General features: G+C 36.9%; 18 protein-coding genes and 1 riboswitch. Of the genes, 14 read left to right on the top strand and 4 right to left on the bottom strand.

Annotated elements, in window-relative coordinates; translation table 11 throughout:
- Positions 1 to 36 precede the first annotated feature (36 nt).
- Positions 37 to 273, bottom strand: a complete 237-nt coding sequence (locus ACK4M9_RS13875; RefSeq protein ID WP_409851629.1) for a YusG family protein — start codon at positions 271 to 273, stop codon at positions 37 to 39.
- A gap of 174 nt (positions 274 to 447) precedes the next feature.
- Between ACK4M9_RS13875 and ACK4M9_RS13870 the strand changes: the two genes are divergently transcribed.
- The 14 genes from ACK4M9_RS13870 (at position 448) to sufB (ending at position 14162) form a co-directional block, all read left to right on the top strand.
- Positions 448 to 1734, top strand: coding sequence for an MFS transporter (locus ACK4M9_RS13870; RefSeq protein WP_409851627.1), 1287 nt, complete (start codon positions 448 to 450; stop codon positions 1732 to 1734).
- Between the two features lie 123 nt (positions 1735 to 1857).
- A complete protein-coding gene (locus ACK4M9_RS13865) occupies positions 1858 to 2208 on the top strand; it encodes an SCP2 sterol-binding domain-containing protein (protein ID WP_409851625.1) in 351 nt (116 codons plus the stop codon).
- Between the two features lie 98 nt (positions 2209 to 2306).
- Positions 2307 to 2418, top strand: a riboswitch (SAM riboswitch).
- A 223-nt stretch (positions 2419 to 2641) separates the two neighbouring features.
- Positions 2642 to 3667: a methionine ABC transporter ATP-binding protein gene (locus ACK4M9_RS13860; protein ID WP_409851623.1), complete on the top strand. Its 1026-nt coding sequence runs from the start codon at positions 2642 to 2644 to the stop codon at positions 3665 to 3667.
- Positions 3660 to 4328: a methionine ABC transporter permease gene (locus ACK4M9_RS13855; protein WP_409851620.1), complete on the top strand. Its 669-nt coding sequence runs from the start codon at positions 3660 to 3662 to the stop codon at positions 4326 to 4328. The genes ACK4M9_RS13860 and ACK4M9_RS13855 overlap by 8 nt, the downstream gene beginning before the upstream one ends.
- A gap of 70 nt (positions 4329 to 4398) precedes the next feature.
- Positions 4399 to 5277, top strand: coding sequence for a MetQ/NlpA family ABC transporter substrate-binding protein (locus ACK4M9_RS13850; protein WP_409851618.1), 879 nt, complete (start codon positions 4399 to 4401; stop codon positions 5275 to 5277).
- Between the two features lie 264 nt (positions 5278 to 5541).
- Positions 5542 to 6123: a TetR/AcrR family transcriptional regulator gene (locus tag ACK4M9_RS13845; protein ID WP_409851615.1), complete on the top strand. Its 582-nt coding sequence runs from the start codon at positions 5542 to 5544 to the stop codon at positions 6121 to 6123.
- Between the two features lie 184 nt (positions 6124 to 6307).
- The gene (locus ACK4M9_RS13840) at positions 6308 to 6673 is read left to right on the top strand and encodes a carboxymuconolactone decarboxylase family protein (RefSeq protein WP_409851612.1); all 366 of its coding nucleotides are present in this window, start codon (positions 6308 to 6310) and stop codon (positions 6671 to 6673) included.
- A gap of 432 nt (positions 6674 to 7105) precedes the next feature.
- Positions 7106 to 7771 (top strand): phosphatase PAP2 family protein, encoded by a 666-nt coding sequence (locus ACK4M9_RS13835; protein ID WP_409851609.1) that lies wholly within the window; start codon positions 7106 to 7108, stop codon positions 7769 to 7771.
- A 207-nt stretch (positions 7772 to 7978) separates the two neighbouring features.
- Positions 7979 to 8134, top strand: a complete 156-nt coding sequence (locus ACK4M9_RS13830; RefSeq protein WP_409851606.1) for a YuzK family famiily protein — start codon at positions 7979 to 7981, stop codon at positions 8132 to 8134.
- 531 nt (positions 8135 to 8665) lie between these two features.
- The gene (gene sufC / locus ACK4M9_RS13825) at positions 8666 to 9451 is read left to right on the top strand and encodes a Fe-S cluster assembly ATPase SufC (RefSeq protein ID WP_409851604.1); all 786 of its coding nucleotides are present in this window, start codon (positions 8666 to 8668) and stop codon (positions 9449 to 9451) included.
- Positions 9452 to 9704: 253 nt separating this feature from the next.
- On the top strand, positions 9705 to 10991 hold the full coding sequence (gene sufD, locus ACK4M9_RS13820; protein ID WP_409851601.1) for a Fe-S cluster assembly protein SufD: 1287 nt from the start codon (positions 9705 to 9707) through the stop codon (positions 10989 to 10991).
- Complete coding sequence (locus ACK4M9_RS13815; protein ID WP_409851598.1) at positions 10991 to 12214, top strand: cysteine desulfurase; 1224 nt, start codon at positions 10991 to 10993, stop codon at positions 12212 to 12214. Before sufD ends, ACK4M9_RS13815 begins: the two co-directional genes overlap by 1 nt.
- On the top strand, positions 12201 to 12647 hold the full coding sequence (gene sufU / locus ACK4M9_RS13810) for a Fe-S cluster assembly sulfur transfer protein SufU (protein WP_409851596.1): 447 nt from the start codon (positions 12201 to 12203) through the stop codon (positions 12645 to 12647). The genes ACK4M9_RS13815 and sufU overlap by 14 nt, the downstream gene beginning before the upstream one ends.
- A gap of 117 nt (positions 12648 to 12764) precedes the next feature.
- Positions 12765 to 14162, top strand: coding sequence for a Fe-S cluster assembly protein SufB (sufB, locus tag ACK4M9_RS13805; RefSeq protein WP_409851594.1), 1398 nt, complete (start codon positions 12765 to 12767; stop codon positions 14160 to 14162).
- Positions 14163 to 14223: 61 nt separating this feature from the next.
- On the opposite strand, the gene ACK4M9_RS13800 is transcribed toward sufB, so the two are convergent.
- The 3 genes from ACK4M9_RS13800 to ACK4M9_RS13790 all read right to left on the bottom strand — a co-directional run bounded on the left by ACK4M9_RS13800 (position 14224) and on the right by ACK4M9_RS13790 (position 18814).
- Positions 14224 to 16827, bottom strand: a complete 2604-nt coding sequence (locus ACK4M9_RS13800) for an ABC transporter permease (protein ID WP_409851591.1) — start codon at positions 16825 to 16827, stop codon at positions 14224 to 14226.
- The gene (locus ACK4M9_RS13795) at positions 16824 to 17507 is read right to left on the bottom strand and encodes an ABC transporter ATP-binding protein (RefSeq protein ID WP_409851589.1); all 684 of its coding nucleotides are present in this window, start codon (positions 17505 to 17507) and stop codon (positions 16824 to 16826) included. The genes ACK4M9_RS13800 and ACK4M9_RS13795 overlap by 4 nt, the downstream gene beginning before the upstream one ends.
- Before the next feature lie 305 nt (positions 17508 to 17812).
- The gene (locus ACK4M9_RS13790; RefSeq protein WP_409851587.1) at positions 17813 to 18814 is read right to left on the bottom strand and encodes a sensor histidine kinase; all 1002 of its coding nucleotides are present in this window, start codon (positions 18812 to 18814) and stop codon (positions 17813 to 17815) included.
- Between the last annotated feature and the right edge of the window lies 1 nt (position 18815).

The following is an 18815-nucleotide window of genomic DNA, read 5'->3' as shown; positions in this document are numbered from 1 at the left end:
TAGTCGTGGCTAAGCAGGGCACTTACGCTTTTGGGTTTAACACCAGCCCATGTCACAATCGTCAACGTATTTTTTTGTGTACTCGATTGTGTCGTTTTCATGTTTATATATTTTATCTTTGTCGAATTCGAAGCCTTCAGCCATTTCATAATGATTACCTTGATCGGTCATAATGATTTGCCCTACTTTTTTTTCGTCAAGAAAAAGCCCCATCTTCCTTCCATCCTCGAGCTTTCCTTGAACTTTTGAAGTGATATCAATTTTCTTCTCCACACAAATTCCTCCTCTACGTTTTATTTATAGGATACCCATTGAAACAAAAACGTTTATAGGTATTAATTGGGAGGATAATTATAAAAAAAATTAAGCGAAAATCCTTTCAATATTTCATTATATCGACTATTATATTTAGGGACGCGAAATATGTGTTAAGAGGGAGGTGACCACGTGGGGAATTTTATTGGAGGGTGGTCTACCCAATTTAAAGGATATAACAAAAACATTCGGCTATTTTTGTTGTCATCAATTCTTGGTCATATAGGTATGGGAATTTTTATGATTATTTATAATTATTACATACGTGAGCTAGGTTTTGATGAACAAGTAAATGGAAAAGTTATTGCAATGACGGCGACTGCACAAGCAATTATGCTTTTGCCGGCAGGGATTTTGAGTGATCGCTTCGGTCGGAAAAAAATCATTTTCTGGGGTGGTCTTCTTTCGGCAATAACCCTGTTATCTAGGTCATTATTTATTGATGAATCGGTGCTTTTAACAGCAGCCTTTTTGAGCGGTATTTTTATGGCATTTATACAGGTATCAACTATACCACTTCTTGCGGAAAACTCTAATGAAAAGCAAAGGGTTCATCTATTTAGCTTTAACTTTGCGATTATGATGGTAGCAAATGTTATTGGGAATATGTTGGGTGGCGGACTCAGTGACATTTTCCAAAATATCTTTTCTTTAGACGCGGTTACAAGCATTCGTATAACGTTGGTAGTTGGTTCGGTATTCTTCTTTGCTTCACTAGTGCCCCTAGTGAAAATCCATGAACAAAAGAAAACTGCAAAACAAATAAAGGAACGAAAATCATACGTAGAGCTGATAAAGACGAATAAAAAAGGTGTAAAGATCATTCTGTTTTTTGCGATTGCTCAAATCATTATTGGTTTTGGCTCGGGATTAGTCATTCCATATTTAAATCTATATTTTACGGATCGGTTTGAAGTTAGTAAATCATTAGTTGGACTTATTTTGTCTTTAGGTCAGGCGATGACAGCGGTAGCAATGCTTATTGGCCCAGCCGTTGTAGCGCGCTTTGGTGAAGTTCGTGCCGTCGTTATTCTACAGTTGGCATCGATTCCGTTTCTGCTACTGACAGCTTTTACTGAAAACTTAACTTTTGCTGTAGTAGGCTTTTTATTCCGTCAGGCTTTAATGAATGCGGGGAACCCAATCCAAATGTCGTTAATGATGCGTAGTGTCGATGATTCAATGAAGGGGCTGGCAAACTCCGTCGGGCAAATGGTGTTTAGTTTAGGTTGGGCAGTCATGGGGCCGGTTTCGACAGGGATTGTTATGTTATACGGCGCCTATTACGGATATGCAATTGTCTTCTCGATTACCGGTGCGCTGTACGTAGTTGCTTCTGTGTATTTCTTCTTCATTTTTAGAAATGTTGATCGGCCAAAGGTTGAAGAAGTCTCGATAACGACAAAACCAGCCGGATAACGGCATTCGTTACTGATATAGGTGCTAATCTAGAAGCGCAACCGATTTTACTAGTAACAAGGTTTTTTTCATGGCTGTAGCGAATACATTAATAAAGAAATAACCTTGGGGGTGTCATTTTACATGCAGTTTGAACGAGTTCTACAAGGGTTTCAGCAACGACTAAAAGAGGCGAGTCAATTACAGGCATATTTAAGGGAAAATCCTTTTGTGATTGCAATAGAGGTTAATTCTAATATCTATACTTTGCGATTATCATCCGACCACGAGGAGTTCAGCAAAAATAGTTATAGTGATGAGAAGGTAAATCTAACGATACAAGGGAATGAGGAAGTTATTGAAAGACTTCTAAAGGGATTAGACCGCCTCCAAAAACTTGAGAGGCAGAAGGAATTAACGGTACAAGGAAACTATTCTGCTATTTTAAAAGCAGAGACGATTTTTTATTTAAATAACGCTTTAGAAAGACCATAAAATACCAATAATATTTTTCAGAAAAATAAATTGACAGTCTTAAAACACCATGTTAAGATTTGTTCTATCGAAACAAATTTAATTATGAAAACTTAATACTCTTATCAAGAGAGGTGGAGGGACTGGCCCGATGAAACCCGGCAACCGCTAAGTATTTATACTTAGGAAGGTGCCAATTCCTGCAGAGCTAGAGGCTTTGGAAGATGAGATGGATGAACCTATCTATAAACCTTTCTGTGCTTCTGTGTGCAGAAAGGTTTTTTGTGTTACGGAGCCAGGCACCAACTAACATTTGAGGTGCCTGGCACCACAAAAAGACAAATAAGATTATAAATCCATTACAGGTGGAAAAATTGGATAACTCTACCGTAGCCTTTTAACGCGTTAACCTAAGTAAACACATAAGAATAATTAGATAAAGGGGTGATCCACGATGATAACGTTAAACTCTTTAAAGAAGGTATTTCAAACAAAAGATGGAGTCGTAACTGCTGTCGATAATATAAATTTAACAATTAACGAAGGTGAGATATACGGAATTATTGGTTATAGTGGTGCAGGGAAAAGTACTTTAATTCGAATGCTGAACATGTTAGAAAGACCCACTTCAGGAACGGTGGAGGTAGCGAGGAAAAATCTATCACAGCTTTCAAACAAACAACTTCGCCTAGCGCGTCAAGAAATAAGCATGATCTTTCAGCATTTTAACTTACTTTGGTCAAGGACAGTTCGTGAAAATATCTCTTTCCCCCTTGAAATAGCGGGCGTTCCGAAAGAGAAGCGTAAAGAAAGAGTAGAAGAATTAATAAAGTTGGTTGGTTTAGAAGGAAGAGGCGAATCGTATCCATCGCAGCTGAGTGGTGGTCAGAAACAACGTGTTGGTATTGCGAGGGCACTTGCTAATAATCCAAAAGTATTACTATGCGACGAAGCAACATCTGCACTAGATCCGAAAACGACAGACTCGATTTTAGAGCTTCTCGTTGATATTAACCGTAAATTAGGGTTAACGATTGTTTTAATCACTCATGAGATGCATGTTATCCGTAAGATTTGCCACCGTGTTGCAGTGATGGAAAATGGGAACATCGTTGAAGAAGGGCCAGTACTTGAAGTATTTCGTCAGCCTACTCAAGAGATGACAAAGGAATTTGTCAAGCAAGTCACTGAGCCTGAGGAAACGGTAGAAACGGTAAAACATCTTTTGGCAGAAACAAATACAGGAAAGATTGTACAGCTTACCTTTGTCGGTGGCGATGCAGAAAAACCGTTAATCACGCAAATGATCCGAGCGTTTGATATTGATATTAATATTCTGCAAGGGAAAATTTCGCATACTCAAAATGGCCCTTATGGAGCACTGTTCGTCCATATTGATGGTGACGACACAGAAGTCGAGCGAGCTATCGAATATGTCAAGGAGAAGCAAGTAAAAGTGGAGGTGATTAGTAATGGTTAATGAGTTACTTCCAAATGTGAAATGGTCATTAGTTTGGAATGCCACACAGCAAACATTATATATGACTGGAATATCAGTAGTTGCAACGTTATTTTTAGGAATTATCCTAGGACTGTTTCTTTATTTAACTGATAAAGGTAACCTTTGGGAAAATAAAATTATCCATGCGATTACGGCTGCTTTCGTAAATATATTCCGTTCAATACCTTTCATTATTCTAATAATATTATTAATTCCGTTTACGTTATTTGTAGTTGGTACATTCCTTGGAGCAAAAGCAGCTTTACCGGCGTTAATTATCGGAGCTGCACCGTTTTATGCAAGAATGGTTGAGATTGCTCTTCGCGAAATCGATAAGGGAGTGATTGAAGCTGCAGAGTCGATGGGAGCCACTCACTTACAAATCATTTTTAAAGTATTGATACCTGAATCACTACCAGCATTAATTTCAGGGATTACGGTAACTGCAATTGCACTTGTTTCATTTACCGCTATGGCAGGTTTCGTAGGTGCTGGTGGTCTTGGAGATTTAGCTTTCTTAGACGGTTTCCAAAGAAGTCGTAATGATGTAACACTTGTAGCAACAATCGTCATTTTAATCATCGTCTTTTTCATTCAATCAATCGGTGACTTTTTAAAACATGCAACAGACAAACGTTAATTAAATTCTTCTACTCATAAAGAAGAAAGTTAAAATATAAAAACAATTATTGAGAGGGGTACAATATATTATGAAAAAATTAGCAGGAATTTTAAGCGCAGCATTATTATCACTTACATTAGTTGCATGTGGCCAAGGAGAGCAACCAGTTGCAGAACCAAAAACAGGATATGAAGAAGCACCGACTGAAACGGCAGAAGCTACTGAGGAAGTTGTAAAACTAGTTATTGGAGCTTCTAACGTACCACACGCAGAAGTATTAGAAGCAGCAGCACCACTTTTAGTAGAAGAAGGAATTGAGATTGAAGTTGTTCGTTTCCAAGATTACGTTTTGCCAAACAAAGCACTAGCTAGTGAAGAACTTGATGCGAACTATTTCCAGCACATTCCATACTTAACAAAGCAAAATGATGAAAATGGTTACGGATTTGTCAATGCAGGTGGAATTCATATTGAGCCAATCGGTGTTTACTCGCAAAAATGGGCTAGCTTAGACGAACTTCCAGAAGGTGCTGAAATTATAATGAGTAGCGCTATACCTGACCATGGTCGTATTTTAGCAATGTTAGCAGACAAAGGCTTAATTACATTAGCTGAAGGTGTAGGAATCACGGCAACTTTAGAAGACATCACTGAAAACCCAAAGAACTTTAAGTTTAATGATCGTGTTGAAGCTTCTCTTTTACCGCAAGCATACTTGAATGGTGAAGGCGATGCAGTTTTAATCAATTCTAACTTTGCCCTAGGTGCTGGACTTTCTCCAGGGAAAGATGCTATTGCTTTAGAATCATCAGATGTTACAAACCCTTACGTGAACGTAATTGCTGTTCGTGGTGGCGACGAAAACCGTCCGGAAATTCAAAAGCTAGTTGAAGTATTACAATCAGAAACGATCCGTAACTTCATCCTAGAAACGTGGGGCGGCGACGTAGTGCCAGCAGCTAAATAATAATTTAGGGTGCAAGGCACCAACGAAAGTTCACTTTCAACAACACAGATGTAAATTAAGATTGGCAAGAGTTTTCTAATTAAAGAAAGTGAACTTTCCTGGTAATACTATTTACAGGGAATACACCTAAACAAAAGGAAGTTAGCCACATGGTTAACTTCCTTTTTATAACATTGCGATAATTGTCACAAACTTACTAATGACTTTGTGTTATGTTTGATATGAATAAGTTTTAGCTGAAAAGGTTAGAAAGGGGGTAAAATTATGCCTCAAGAAACACGCGAGAAGATATTACAAGCCGCCATTGATCTCATGAGCCTAAAAGGGTACTCAGCAACAACTACAAAAGAGATCGCGCAATTAGCTGGTGTTTCGGAAATGACATTGTTTAGAAAATACAGTAATAAACAGGAAATATTAGATTGTTTAATCGAAAAATATACTTCTTCATTCCGTTCCAAGAAGATATTTACTGAAAATAAATTAGAGTATGATCTTGAGATCGATCTTGCTAATGTAAGCCGTACTTATCAAACATTTATGAATGAAAATCGTAAGGTGGTCCGGTTAGCCTACAAAGAAAGTGGCACGCACGATGAGATTTCCGAAAGACTAACAGCGAACCCTCGACTAATGAGGTCGTTTCTAATTGACTATCTAACTGAAATGAAAAACAGAGATAAAATTATCGATGTTGATATTGAGGTTACAGTACTAAGTTTTATGACAATGAACCTAGGTTTCTTCTCTTCACAATTTATTTCCGTAAAAAAAGTTGCAGTCGTACCTGTAGAAACGTTTATTGAACATAGTGTTAAAGTTTTTGCTAGAGGTTTAAAAAAGTAACAATCTAGAATAAAATCATGCTGTCTCAGTCAGGTGCCAGGCACTAATTGAGGCAGTTTTTTTGATAGGTGCCTGGCACCTAAAAGTGAGGTACATAAAAATGGACCGATAATATGACATAATTCATTTCATCGATACTCATACTAAAAGTGTTAATCACTAAATAAAAAGGGGTAGGGTAACAATGGATGAAATGAATATGAATTCTTATGAATCAGCTTTACACGATTATAAATTAGGCTTAGGGCATTTTACAGAAAAAATGCCGAATATCGCAAGTAAGTTTAATGCATTTACTGAAGCGTGTTTTGCTGAAGGGAAGTTAAGTCAAAAAGAGAAGCAACTTATTGCTTTAGGGATTAGCATCTATTCTCAAGACGAGTATTGTATTATCTACCATACAAAGGGTTGTATTGACCAGGGGTGTTCTGAAGAAGAAATATTAGAAGCGATTGGAGTCACAGGTGCATTTGGCGGTGGAGCAGCGATGAGTCAAGCTGTAACTCTAGTTCAGGACTGTATCGAAGAATTTAATCAAACGTTTAATTAAAACTAAGTATTGAGTGAGGAGAACTAGAATTAATCTAGTTCTTTTTTTGTGCAAAAAAAGTAAATTCAGAAAAATTGTTCGTCAGATTACGACATGTCTCCTTGTCTAATGTAAGAAACAACTCACTAAAACATAGTTTAACATTTACTTATGGAGACTAAGTTTAGGCTTTCATAAGTGTAGTTATGAAGAATTTCCATAAAAAACAAGTTACGAATAGAACGTAAATAATGATTAATTATGTAAATTTTTATTTAAATTCAAGTGTTGACATTGTAAAAAAAAGGGAGTATTATGAGTCTTGAGAAGTTCACTGTACTACACTTAATAGTACACGCAATACAGAAAAAAAACGAGGAAAAATGAAACTAAATTCGAATTTAAAACGTCATATATATATTAGACTGAAAAAGAACAAAAGGAGCTATTTTTATGGTTAAAAAGTTTGCTGTAAATCATTATCCTTTATTATATTTACTATCAATCCCGCTGTTACACACGATTTATAATTATTTGAATACAAATCATACAGAGGCTACCAATATATTAACACCTGTTGATCACTACATCCCATTTGTACCTCAATTTATCATCCCGTACATCGGCTGGTATTTTTTTATGTTTATTTACTTATTTTATTTTTTTCAAAAAGATAGAAAAATATATTACGAGAGTCTTATTGTGATAAATTTTGGAATGATTGTCTGTTATTTGTTTTATTTCTTTTTTCAAACGACGGTACCAAGACCTACATTAGTAGGTGATCACTTTTTTATAAACTTGGTTCGCTTTATTTATACAAATGATCAACCGTACAATTGCTTTCCGAGTATTCACGTACTTACAACCTTTATTATTATGTATGGCATGTTTAAGAGTGGCATTCAAAGTTACATTAATCGGTATTTTATTTATATTTTTGGTTGGCTGATTATTTTATCAACTGTGTTTGTAAAGCAACATTCAATTATTGATGGAATAGCATCTATTATTCTAGTCCTGGTTAGCTTTGCAATTGTTAGTAAACTAGAACTAGCTGCATTTTTTATTATGAGGGAAAAAGCTCTAAAACCAGTATTATCATCATCAGATTATTAGGACCGTTAGTAAACAGTAGAAATGTCGAGTTATACTGCAAGATAATGATTTGAGATGGTGTGAGCTAAGATGAGTCGACCATGACCGTTTAAATTAGAGGAGAGCCCTTTTGTTGTATGTGATTTACCATGTTACGATTAAAACCGTAATAAAAATTGAAAGGGTTGATTTATTATCTCTCAGATTGAAACGGACCATACAAACGAAATGGAAAAGGCAATGCAACAATCTCATGGGATGGGATATGCGGAGTACAATCGTAAACTAGAGAACCGCTTACTTGTAGAGAAAAGAAGGGAAAAAGAACACCGGAAATCATTACAAATGGTCTCAACTATTATGACAAACTTAAAGCACTATTAAAATAATAAAGACTAACGTAAAAAGAGGGTGACTCAAACAAAGTGTCAGTCACCTCAAGTGCAATATATAGAATGTGGTTATGGATCCTCTGACTATATATCGTAATAACTTGAGGTGAGCAGGTACTAATGAGTCACCCTCATTTTCTTGTTTACAAATTTTCAGGGAATTGCCTTAAAAGGGTGGACTTTTCTCAATTAATGATTAATAATTGATTATTAGTTGAAGATACCTAATTGAGAATTCCACAGTGGGAAAATTAAGGGAAGATTTTTCCTTTAACTCGTACATGTTTTTTTACAAGATTAGGTAAACTAAGATTTGCAAACGCTTAAATATTTTGTGCAAATAGGTAAATACATAGGTTTTGAGGACTTTTTAAACATAAATGTATAAAAAGTATTAAAAAATAAGTCGTAAAGCTTGAAGTAGGTTTCTATTTGTTATAAGATTAGAATGAGAATAGATTGAGAATGAGCGATTATGATACATAATCGTAAATAAACAAATGTTTAATGGAGGGAAATTACGATGACTGCACCAAACTTAACAGTTAAAGACCTTAGTGTTGCTATTGATGGTAAAGAAATCTTAAAAGGGTTCAATATTGAGGTGAAGGGTGGCGAAATCCATGCCATCATGGGTCCGAACGGAACGGGGAAATCAACACTTGCTTCTGCTTTAATGGGACACCCTAAATATGAAGTAACAGATGGTGATGTTTCTTTTAATGGAAAAGATCTATTAGAAATGGAAGTTGACGAAAGAGCTCGTGAAGGTCTATTTTTAGCGATGCAATATCCTAGTGAAATTTCAGGGATTACAACTGCTGACTTTCTACGTTCAGCTATTAACTCAAAACGTGGCGAAGGAAACGAAATTTCATTAATGAAGTTCATTCGTCAATTAGATAAAAAGATGGAAATTCTAGAAATGGATGAAAAATATTCACAACGCTACTTAAATGAAGGTTTCTCTGGTGGAGAGAAAAAGCGTAATGAAATTCTTCAATTATTAATGACTGAACCTAAGATTGCGATTTTAGATGAAATTGATTCGGGTCTTGATATTGATGCGCTTAAGGTCGTAGCAAATGGTGTAAATGCAATGCGCTCACCTGAATTTGGTTGTTTAATCATCACTCACTACCAACGTCTATTAAATTACATTACTCCTGATTTTGTTCATGTTATGATGCAAGGTCGTATCGTTAAATCTGGTGGTCCAGAATTAGCAGCACGCTTAGAAGCAGAAGGATATGACTGGATTAAAGAGGAATTAGGCATTGAAGATGAAACTGTAGGACAAAAAGCATAAGCTGAGAAAACAAGTAATAACCAATCTTAATAGTTGATGTCTAGCTGCAGCGCCCAGCCCCTTGAGGTCAAATACCTATTCCATATTAGCTGCCTCTATGGTCCAGTAGGACCTCGTGGCAAAGCTGCATGTAGTTGCTCAAGAAGTAACTCATGTTGTGAACGAGGTCAGTAGCTTTTGTCGGGGCTAAGCAGGGAAAAAGTGAAGTGCTTTTTCCTAGGTCGCTTGCGCTTTTCGTATAGGAGGGAACAAAATGTCAGTGGATACGCAACTTCAATTTGATCGTGAATACGTAACCAAGTTCTCTAAAGACGCCAATGAGCCTGAATGGTTTCTAAATCAACGTCTTTCGTCTTTAGAGTTAGTTGGAACAAAGGAATTACCTAAACCTGATAAAACAAACATTGATAAATGGAACTTCAGTCAATTTATTCATACAGTAATGCCTGCAGGAGCTGAGCTTCCTGAAGAAATTAAAGGTCTTATTTCTGAAGAAGCAGATCAAAACGTTCTTGCTCAAAGAAATGGCCAACTAGCATTTTCTAAGTTGTCTGACTCGTTAAAAGAACAAGGTGTTATTTTTACAGATTTCCAGACAGCGGTAAAAGATCATAGTGATCTAGTACAAAAGTATTTTATGAAAGAAGCGGTTACTCAAGATGAAAATCGTTTAACTGCTATGCACGGTGCATTAGTTAATGCTGGGATATTTATTTATGTGCCTAAAAATGTAGATGTGCAAATTCCACTACAAGCAATTTATGCAATTAGTGGTGGAGCTGGGTTTTTCAATCACGTATTAATTGTAGCTGATGAAAACAGTACAGTAACCTATGTTGAAAATTATGTATCTGAAGATAATGAAACTGCTGTTGCGAACATCATTGCTGAAGTTTATGCGCTTCAAGGTGCAACTGTTTCGTTTGGAGCTGTTGATAACTTAGCATCTAGTGTAACGACTTATGTTGTACGTCGTGGTCATGCAGAGCGTGATGCAAAAATTCTATGGGCCTTAGGCCAATTAAATGACGGGAACACGGTTTCTGAAAACAAAACGTTCTTAGTCGGTGATGGTTCATTCACTGATAAAAAGACGGTAACAATCGGAACGGGTGAGCAACGTCAAAACTTTACTTCTCATGTTGTTCATTATGGAAAGCATTCAGAAGGGTTAATCCTAACTCACGGAGTTATGAAAGATAGCGCAAGCTCAATTTTTAATGGTATTTCAAAAATTGAGCATGGCGCATCAAAATCAAATGGTGTGCAAACAGAACGTGTCTTAATGTTAAGTGAAAAAGCACGTGGTGATGCAAATCCAATTCTTTTAATTGATGAGGACGACGTAACAGCAGGACACGCAGCTAGTGTCGGTCGTATCGATCCACTGCAAATGTTTTACTTAATGAGCCGTGGTATTCCGAAAAAAGAAGCAGAACGCCTTGTGATTCATGGTTTCTTAGCACCAGTTGTGAAGGAAATGCCAGTTGACGCTGTAAAAACGCGTTTAATCGAGGTAATAGAAAGGAAAGTAAACTAATGAATGTTCAAGAAGTCCGTAAAATGTTCCCGATCCTTGACCAACAAGTAAATGGAAATCCCCTTGTTTATCTTGATAGTGCTGCTACTTCGCAAAAACCGATTCAGGTTATTGAGAAGTTAAATGAATATTATCGAAAGTATAACTCGAACGTTCATCGTGGGGTTCATACCCTTGGGACTATGGCTACTGACGGTTATGAAGGTGCAAGGGATAAAGTTCGCAAATTTATTAATGCAAAGTCAACGGAAGAGATTATTTTTACAAGAGGGACGACGACAGCACTTAACCTTGTTGCGTCTAGCTACGGACGGGCAAATGTAGGCCCTGGTGATGAAATTGTGATTACTCCAATGGAACACCATTCAAACATCATTCCTTGGCAGCAAGTGGCTAGAGCGACTGGGGCAACCCTGAAATATATACCATTGCAACAAGACGGCACAATTGATTTAGCTGATGTAGAAAATACTGTAACAGCTAATACGAAAATTGTATCTGTTATGCAAGTTTCCAATGTTCTTGGAGCGATCAACCCAGTGAAAGAAATTGCTGCAATTGCTCATCGTAATGGTGCAATAATGGTAGTTGATGGGGCTCAAAGTTCACCTCATATGAAAATTGACGTCCAAGATTTAGACTGTGATTTCTTTGCCTTTTCTGCCCACAAAATGTGTGGTCCAACAGGAATCGGTGCTCTTTATGGGAAGAAAGCACTTTTAAATAAAATGGAACCAATTGAGTTTGGCGGTGAAATGATTGATTTTGTTGGACTTCAAGATTCTACTTGGAAAGAGCTTCCTTGGAAATTCGAAGGTGGTACCCCAATTATTGCGGGTGCAATTGGATTTGGAGCAGCAATTGATTTCCTACAGGAGATTGGATTAGATGAAATTGAGAAGCATGAGCATAAGCTTGCTCAATATGCTTTGAACCGTCTTAGTGAAGTTGGAGGAATTTCAGTATATGGTCCGAAAACTCGTGCAGGACTAGTGACATTTAATTGTGATGATGTACATCCTCATGATGTGGCAACCGTTCTTGATACTGAAGGAATTGCTGTGAGAGCAGGACATCATTGTGCGCAACCACTCATGAAATGGTTAGATGTATCGGCAACGGCTAGAGCAAGCTTTTACCTTTACAATACAGAAGAAGAGATCGATGCTTTTGTTAAAGCATTAATAAAAACAAAGGAGTACTTCGGCAATGTCTTCAGGTAATAATTTAGATTCCCTTTATCGCCAAGTGATCATGGATCACTATAAAAATCCTCGTAACAGAGGAGAAATTGAAGGGGATTCACTGACAGTCAATATGAATAACCCAACATGCGGTGACCGTATTCAGCTACAGATGAAGGTAGAAGATGGGAAAATTGCCGATGCGAAATTTGTAGGCGAAGGCTGTTCCATAAGTCTTTCATCTGCATCGATGATGACTCAAGCTGTAAAAGGTAAAACTGTTGAAGAGGCACTGACATTGTCTGATATCTTCTCCAATATCATGCAAGGTAAAGATTACGATGAAGATCAATTTGATCTTGGTGATATAGAAGCGCTTCAAGGTGTTTGTAAGTTCCCTGCCCGTATTAAATGTGCAACATTAGCTTGGAAAGCGATGGAAAAAGGCTTAAACACTGAGGAAGAAGAATAGAATTAAGAAATATAAATTCTTCATTCAAAATTAGTTAAGTTAAAGTTGAAATGCAAACGATTATTCCCTCAACATGAGTGAAGCATATTGTTGGCAAAAACTAAAGGAGGGTTTACAGTGGCGAAAAAAATGCCTGATATAGGTGAATATCAATATGGGTTTCATGATAAAGACGTATCCATTTTCCGTTCTGCAAAAGGCTTAACAAAGGAAATTGTTGAGGAAATCTCAAGAATGAAAAAAGAGCCAGAGTGGATGCTTGACTTCCGTCTTAAGTCATTAGAGCAATTCTATAAAATGCCAATGCCTTTATGGGGTGGCGATTTAGCAGACTTACACTTTGATGATATTACGTATTATGTTAAACCTTCAGAGAAATCCGAGAAGTCTTGGGATGAAGTACCCGAAGAAATTAAAAATACGTTTGATAAACTTGGAATTCCTGAAGCTGAACAAAAGTATTTAGCAGGGGTTTCAGCTCAGTACGAAAGTGAAGTTGTTTACCACAACATGCAACAAGACTTAACTGACTTAGGAGTAATCTTTAAAGATACAGATTCAGCACTACGTGAAGATGAAGAAATCTTTAGGAAGTACTTTGGAACAGTTATTCCTCCAGCGGATAACAAGTTTGCGGCATTAAACTCAGCAGTATGGTCTGGTGGATCTTTCATATACGTTCCAAAAGGCGTAAAATGTGAAACTCCACTTCAAGCCTACTTCCGAATTAATTCTGAGAATATGGGTCAGTTTGAAAGAACGTTGATTATCGCTGACGAAGATAGCTCAGTTCACTATGTTGAAGGCTGTACAGCGCCAGTTTATTCAACAAACTCACTTCATAGTGCTGTTGTTGAAATTATCATCAACAAAGATGCTTATTGCCGTTACACAACAATCCAAAACTGGGCACCAAACATCTTTAACTTAGTTACAAAGCGTGCCGTTGCTTATGAAAATGCAACAATGGAATGGGTTGATGGTAATATCGGTTCTAAGTTAACTATGAAATATCCTGCTGTTGTTATGAAAGGTGAGGGAGCGAAAGGTACAATCCTTTCAATCGCTATTGCTGGTAAAGGGCAGCACCAAGATGCAGGAGCAAAAGTTCATCACTTAGCACCTAACTGTTCATCGACGATCGTTTCTAAATCAATTTCAAAACATGGTGGTAAAGTAACGTATCGTGGAATTTGTCACTTTGGCCGCAAATCAGATGGCTCGAAGTCGAAAATTGAGTGTGATACATTAATTATGGATAACGAGTCAACATCTGATACAATTCCGTACAACGAAATCTTTAACAACAATATTACGCTCGAGCACGAAGCTACGGTTTCTAAAGTGTCAGAAGACCAATTATTCTATCTCATGAGCCGTGGAATTACAGAGCAAGAAGCTGTTGAAATGATCGTAATGGGCTTCATTGAGCCATTTACAAAAGAATTACCGATGGAATATGCAGTTGAAATGAACCGTCTCATCAAGTTCGAGATGGAAGGTTCTATCGGGTAATATATTTAAAGAGGTAACGAATTTAATCAATTCGTTACCTCTTTTCTGCTGAACTCCCAAATTAAATGTTCTCTTGCTTTAGAGTTTCTATAATATTTTCTTTACGCACTTTGGAAGTAGAGTAGAGCATTGCTGAACCAACGATTAAAAATACGGCTACAACAACAATGATAATATTTGTCCATGGTAGTTCGAAACGGTAGGTGAAGCTATGCATCATCGAGCGATACATAAGATACATAATTCCAATACTTATTGGCAATCCGTAAAGTAAAGACTTTATACCATAGAAGATACTTTCATAATTAATCATCTTCGTAAAAGACTTTGGTGTCATTCCAACAGATTTTAACATTGCAAACTCTCGTTTACGTAATGAAATACTTGTTGAGATCGTGTTTAGAATATTTGCAAGCGATATAGCAGTGATTAGGACAATAAACCCGTAAACAAAGACGGAAAGTAAGAGTAGCACTTGCTGGTCACTTTGTCGCGCTTGGTGATAGTTAAAAATATGCATGCCTCTCGTATCCATCTCCTCTAGTTGATACTGCGTTTCTAGCGGGTTCGTACTCTTTAAGAACAGGTAGTTGTAGTAATAAGGAGTTAAATCTTTTCGAATTAGCTTATTTACAGCGTCCTCAGATACGACCAAAATTAAATCGCTAATATTGATTAGATGTTCACCTGAAGGAAGTTGATTGGTAAAGCCAATCACTTCAATTTCATTGATGAATGTTGTTTCATTGTACTCCCCGTTTTCATGGTATAGCTCAATTTTTTCTCCGATATTAGCTTGCATTGATTTAGTCTCTATCGTTTTACCTTTATCGTAGTCGGTGTACGTAAGAGTATCTATTAAAATCCCTGTCACCTTATCAGAGGAAGTCAGTTTATCATAATCAACTCCAATTTCGTTTGTATAGGCCCTTAAATTATCCGCATCTAACGCTTGGACATTGGCATGATAACGAAACTTCCCATCATCAAGGATTCCCTTATTATTCAGAACATATTCTTTTAATACATCATTAATTTTACTTTCATCAATCCAAGTAGCAAATTGCAATTCTCTTACTCTTAAGTAATCGGTGACGCCCTCTAATGCTGTCATTGCTTCTAACGTTTGTAGTTGCTCGCCAGATAAATCTTCGCCAATATAAATTTGAATGTCAAAATCTCCCCTTCCTGAAGATAATCCAGCAGCTTTTTCTAGGCTAAACGTAAAGAAGGAGACAGTTAAAAATAAAACAATACTTACGACTAGTGAAAAGACGGTTACTCTATATTTTCGTTTATTTCGCTTTAGGTTTTTTAAGCCAATTTCTGCTTCAATACCAAAAATCATTCGAACTAACTTAGAAGTTTTTACAGTTTTTTTAGTCAGCATTACATCAGTTGTTTGGCGTATCGCATCAATTGCAGATATTCTCGACGCTTTTCTAGCCGGAAGGTAGGTGGATATAAAAATGGTAATGATTGATATGAAACAAGTAAAGAGTATCGAGCTAGGCGTAACAGTCACTCGTAGTTTTTCAGAAGTACCAAGGGCTTCTGCTAAAAAAGAATTAATGAAATAGAAGGTTATTCCGATTCCAACGACACCAGCTAAGATGCCTAAAGGAATACTAATTGCACCGATAACAGCACCTTCAAAAAACACAGAGTTTCTTTTTTGATGTTTTGTAGCTCCCACACTAGAAAGCATACCTAATTGACGAGAACGCTCAGAAACAGAGATAGCAAAAGCATTATAGATTAAAGCAACAGAACCGATGATAATGACAGCAATGATAATGGCTGATAAACTGAAGACTGTTGAACGAACGCCATCATTACTGATCACACCATAATATCGCAGTAAACTGTTATTATACCTAATAGATTCAAGCGATATATCGCTTTCTTTTGCAAGCTGTTCTGCGTTTGAGTAAATATCTCGGTTAACTTTTTTTAAAATGATAGAAGCATTGATACTTTCATCGGATTGGATGGCATTTTCATCTAAAAACGTAATTACTGTATAACCAGGTGCCGAGTAGGGTTCCCAGTTAGGACGTTTTATCGTTCCTACAATTGTATACGTTTCATTTGTTAGGTTTTTCAGTTTCTCATCCATCTCGCCATTTACTCTGGTTAAAGAGTAGGTCTGATTCATTCTTTCAGCTGAAGTACTAATTGATTTCCGCTCACCAACCGCTAATGTTATCTCTTGCCCAATGTCAAAAGTAACCTTTGCGTTGTTGGCAATTTCTTCAGAGATAACAATTTCTCGCTCATTTACTGGTAAACGCCCTTCACCAAGAGTGATCGGGAAGTTACTGAAACCAGATCTATCATATTGCTTAATGAACAAATATGGCTTGGATTGATTTTCACTTCCTTCTAGGAGGGCATAACCAAGGTCTCTAGATAAAATAATTTCTTTTATATTGTCATCTAACTTAATCTTTTCTAATTGCTGCGGGTTGATATCTAAATATTGCACATGCCATTCCCCATGGTCGGCAATCGATTGTCTTTGCAACAAATCTATAAAGGAGACGGCAAGGGTAGCTACTGCAGTGATCATAGCGACGGAAATAACGGTTCCAATGATGGTTACAAGTGTACGACGTTTATTTTCCTTAAGATGTCTTAAGGTAAGCTTTTGGATGATGTTCATACACGAATCACCTCATCTTTAGCAACCTTACCATCCTCAATAGAGATAATTCTATCCGCTTGTAGGGCAATGCGCTCATCATGGGTAATGACAATAAGTGTTTGTTGATAAGTCTTATTAAACATTTTTAATAAGGCGATAATTTCACTGCTGTTTTTGCTATCTAAGTTACCTGTTGGCTCATCTGCAAGCATAATGGCTGGGTTACTAATTAAGGCCCGACCTATAGAAACGCGTTGCTGCTGACCTCCGGAAAGTTGGTTTGGCAAATGACTTAATCGATTTTCTAAGCTCAAGCTTCTTACGATATCCTCAAAATGCTTTTGATCTACTTTTTGCTGATCTAACAGAAGCGGTAAAGTAATGTTTTCCTCTACAGTTAAGATAGGGATAAGGTTGTAAAATTGATAAATCAACCCGATTTGGCGGCGACGGAAGATCGCTAGTTGTGTTTCATTTAATGAATAGATGTCTGTGTTATCTACAAAAACCTTCCCATCTGTTGGCCGATCGACCCCACCCAATAAGTGAAGTAACGTCGATTTACCTGAACCAGAGGGTCCAATAATTGCAACAAATTCTCCTTTTTTCACTGTAAAGGTTACATTATCTAACGCTTTGACAGCCGTATCACCTTTTCCATAGATTTTAGACAGATTTTCAATTCTTAAAATTTCCATAAGATTTCCCTCCATTATTCTTGATGGTTTAAATTTATCTGCCTAAGGTGACTTTCTGGTGACTGCAAAGTGACAATTTTGTCATATAAGAAGAGAGGCTGCCCTAACTATGTTACACAACGTGGGATCCAACTAACTTAAACGTACAGAAATATCATAGGTCTATATTCGGTGTCTAGCGTTGTCTTCAGGAAAGTTCACTTTCTTCGATTGTCTGTTTTGTGTCGATCATCGTTACATCCGTGTTGGTGAAAGCGAACTTTTATTGGTATCTCAATCTTTGTTTTAGGAGAGCCTCTAATTGATCAGATAATTTGTTTGTAAAACTTTAGTTGAAATGTGGTACCTTGGCCAGACATACTGTCAACTTGAATGGTGCCATTTTGACTTGTAATAATCGAATGGGCCATTGCTAGTCCAATGCCAACACTCTCTTCATTGGCATTTTTTCCTTTATAAAAGCGCTTAAAGATGTATGGTAAATCCTCTTTCGCAATCCCTTTCCCATTATCTTTGATGACAACTTCAGTAAATAGGCTGTTTTCCGAAAAATGAATACGTATTGTTCCTTTATTTGGTGTGTGTTCTAAACAATTTTTAATAATATTAATTAATGCTTCTGAGGTCCAATTTAGGTCGCCTACAAAGGATACAGTCTCATTACCTTCCAATTCTAGTGTTTGTTCTTTTATATCGATTGGAATGAGAAGAGGGTGAACAGCCTTCTGAATAAGGTCTTTTACCAAAACTTTATCCTTTTTAAATTGAATAGTTCCGGCATCAATTTTTGACAGCTTTAATAAAGATGCCACGAGCCACTCGATTCGCTCTAGCTGCACCCTAATGTTACGGTTAAACTCTGACCGTTTATCTTCAGTTAATCTGGCGTCATTCAATAAATCAGACATGACAACCATCGAAGTGATTGGTGTTTTCAATTGATGAGAGATGTCACTTATCGCATTCGTAAGTTTGATTTTATCCTTTTGTAAAAGGTCACTATGCTCGGATAGTTTTAATGTCACCTTATAAATCTCATTTTTGAGGATACTCAGTTCACCTTCTCGGTTATCCCGAACATCAAGAGTGAAATCACCACTACTTATTTGTCGTAAATAGCTAGAAAGCCTATCAATGTCACGATATCTCCAATTTGTATAGACTACTGTAACGGCAATAAGTAGAAGATTTGTGATCGTGACAATTACAGCTGCCTGTACTGAGAAATAAGAAACGAGTAAAATGGAAAGGAGACTAATACCACTCATTGTTAATAAAAGCTTGTTAAATTCTTGATTGCGGAGCATG

The organism is Anaerobacillus sp. (genome assembly GCF_046314235.1).
Lineage (GTDB): Bacteria > Bacillota > Bacilli > Bacillales > Anaerobacillaceae > Anaerobacillus.
This window is presented reverse-complemented; position numbering and strand designations above follow the sequence as displayed.

Excerpts from the sequence above, each read along its gene's own strand:
- ACK4M9_RS13815 (WP_409851598.1), top strand. The coding sequence starts at position 10,991 with ATGAATGTTCAAGAAGTCCGTAAAATGTTCCCGATCCTTGACCAACAA.
- ACK4M9_RS13865 (WP_409851625.1), top strand. The coding sequence starts at position 1,858 with ATGCAGTTTGAACGAGTTCTACAAGGGTTTCAGCAACGACTAAAAGAG.
- ACK4M9_RS13840 (WP_409851612.1), top strand. The coding sequence starts at position 6,308 with ATGGATGAAATGAATATGAATTCTTATGAATCAGCTTTACACGATTAT.
- ACK4M9_RS13795 (WP_409851589.1), bottom strand. The coding sequence starts at position 17,507 with ATGGAAATTTTAAGAATTGAAAATCTGTCTAAAATCTATGGAAAAGGT.
- ACK4M9_RS13860 (WP_409851623.1), top strand. The coding sequence starts at position 2,642 with ATGATAACGTTAAACTCTTTAAAGAAGGTATTTCAAACAAAAGATGGA.
- ACK4M9_RS13830 (WP_409851606.1), top strand. The coding sequence starts at position 7,979 with ATGGAAAAGGCAATGCAACAATCTCATGGGATGGGATATGCGGAGTAC.
- sufD (WP_409851601.1), top strand. The coding sequence starts at position 9,705 with ATGTCAGTGGATACGCAACTTCAATTTGATCGTGAATACGTAACCAAG.
- ACK4M9_RS13835 (WP_409851609.1), top strand. The coding sequence starts at position 7,106 with ATGGTTAAAAAGTTTGCTGTAAATCATTATCCTTTATTATATTTACTA.
- ACK4M9_RS13845 (WP_409851615.1), top strand. The coding sequence starts at position 5,542 with ATGCCTCAAGAAACACGCGAGAAGATATTACAAGCCGCCATTGATCTC.
- sufC (WP_409851604.1), top strand. The coding sequence starts at position 8,666 with ATGACTGCACCAAACTTAACAGTTAAAGACCTTAGTGTTGCTATTGAT.
- ACK4M9_RS13850 (WP_409851618.1), top strand. The coding sequence starts at position 4,399 with ATGAAAAAATTAGCAGGAATTTTAAGCGCAGCATTATTATCACTTACA.
- ACK4M9_RS13855 (WP_409851620.1), top strand. The coding sequence starts at position 3,660 with ATGGTTAATGAGTTACTTCCAAATGTGAAATGGTCATTAGTTTGGAAT.
- sufU (WP_409851596.1), top strand. The coding sequence starts at position 12,201 with ATGTCTTCAGGTAATAATTTAGATTCCCTTTATCGCCAAGTGATCATG.
- ACK4M9_RS13790 (WP_409851587.1), bottom strand. The coding sequence starts at position 18,814 with ATGCTCCGCAATCAAGAATTTAACAAGCTTTTATTAACAATGAGTGGT.
- ACK4M9_RS13800 (WP_409851591.1), bottom strand. The coding sequence starts at position 16,827 with ATGAACATCATCCAAAAGCTTACCTTAAGACATCTTAAGGAAAATAAA.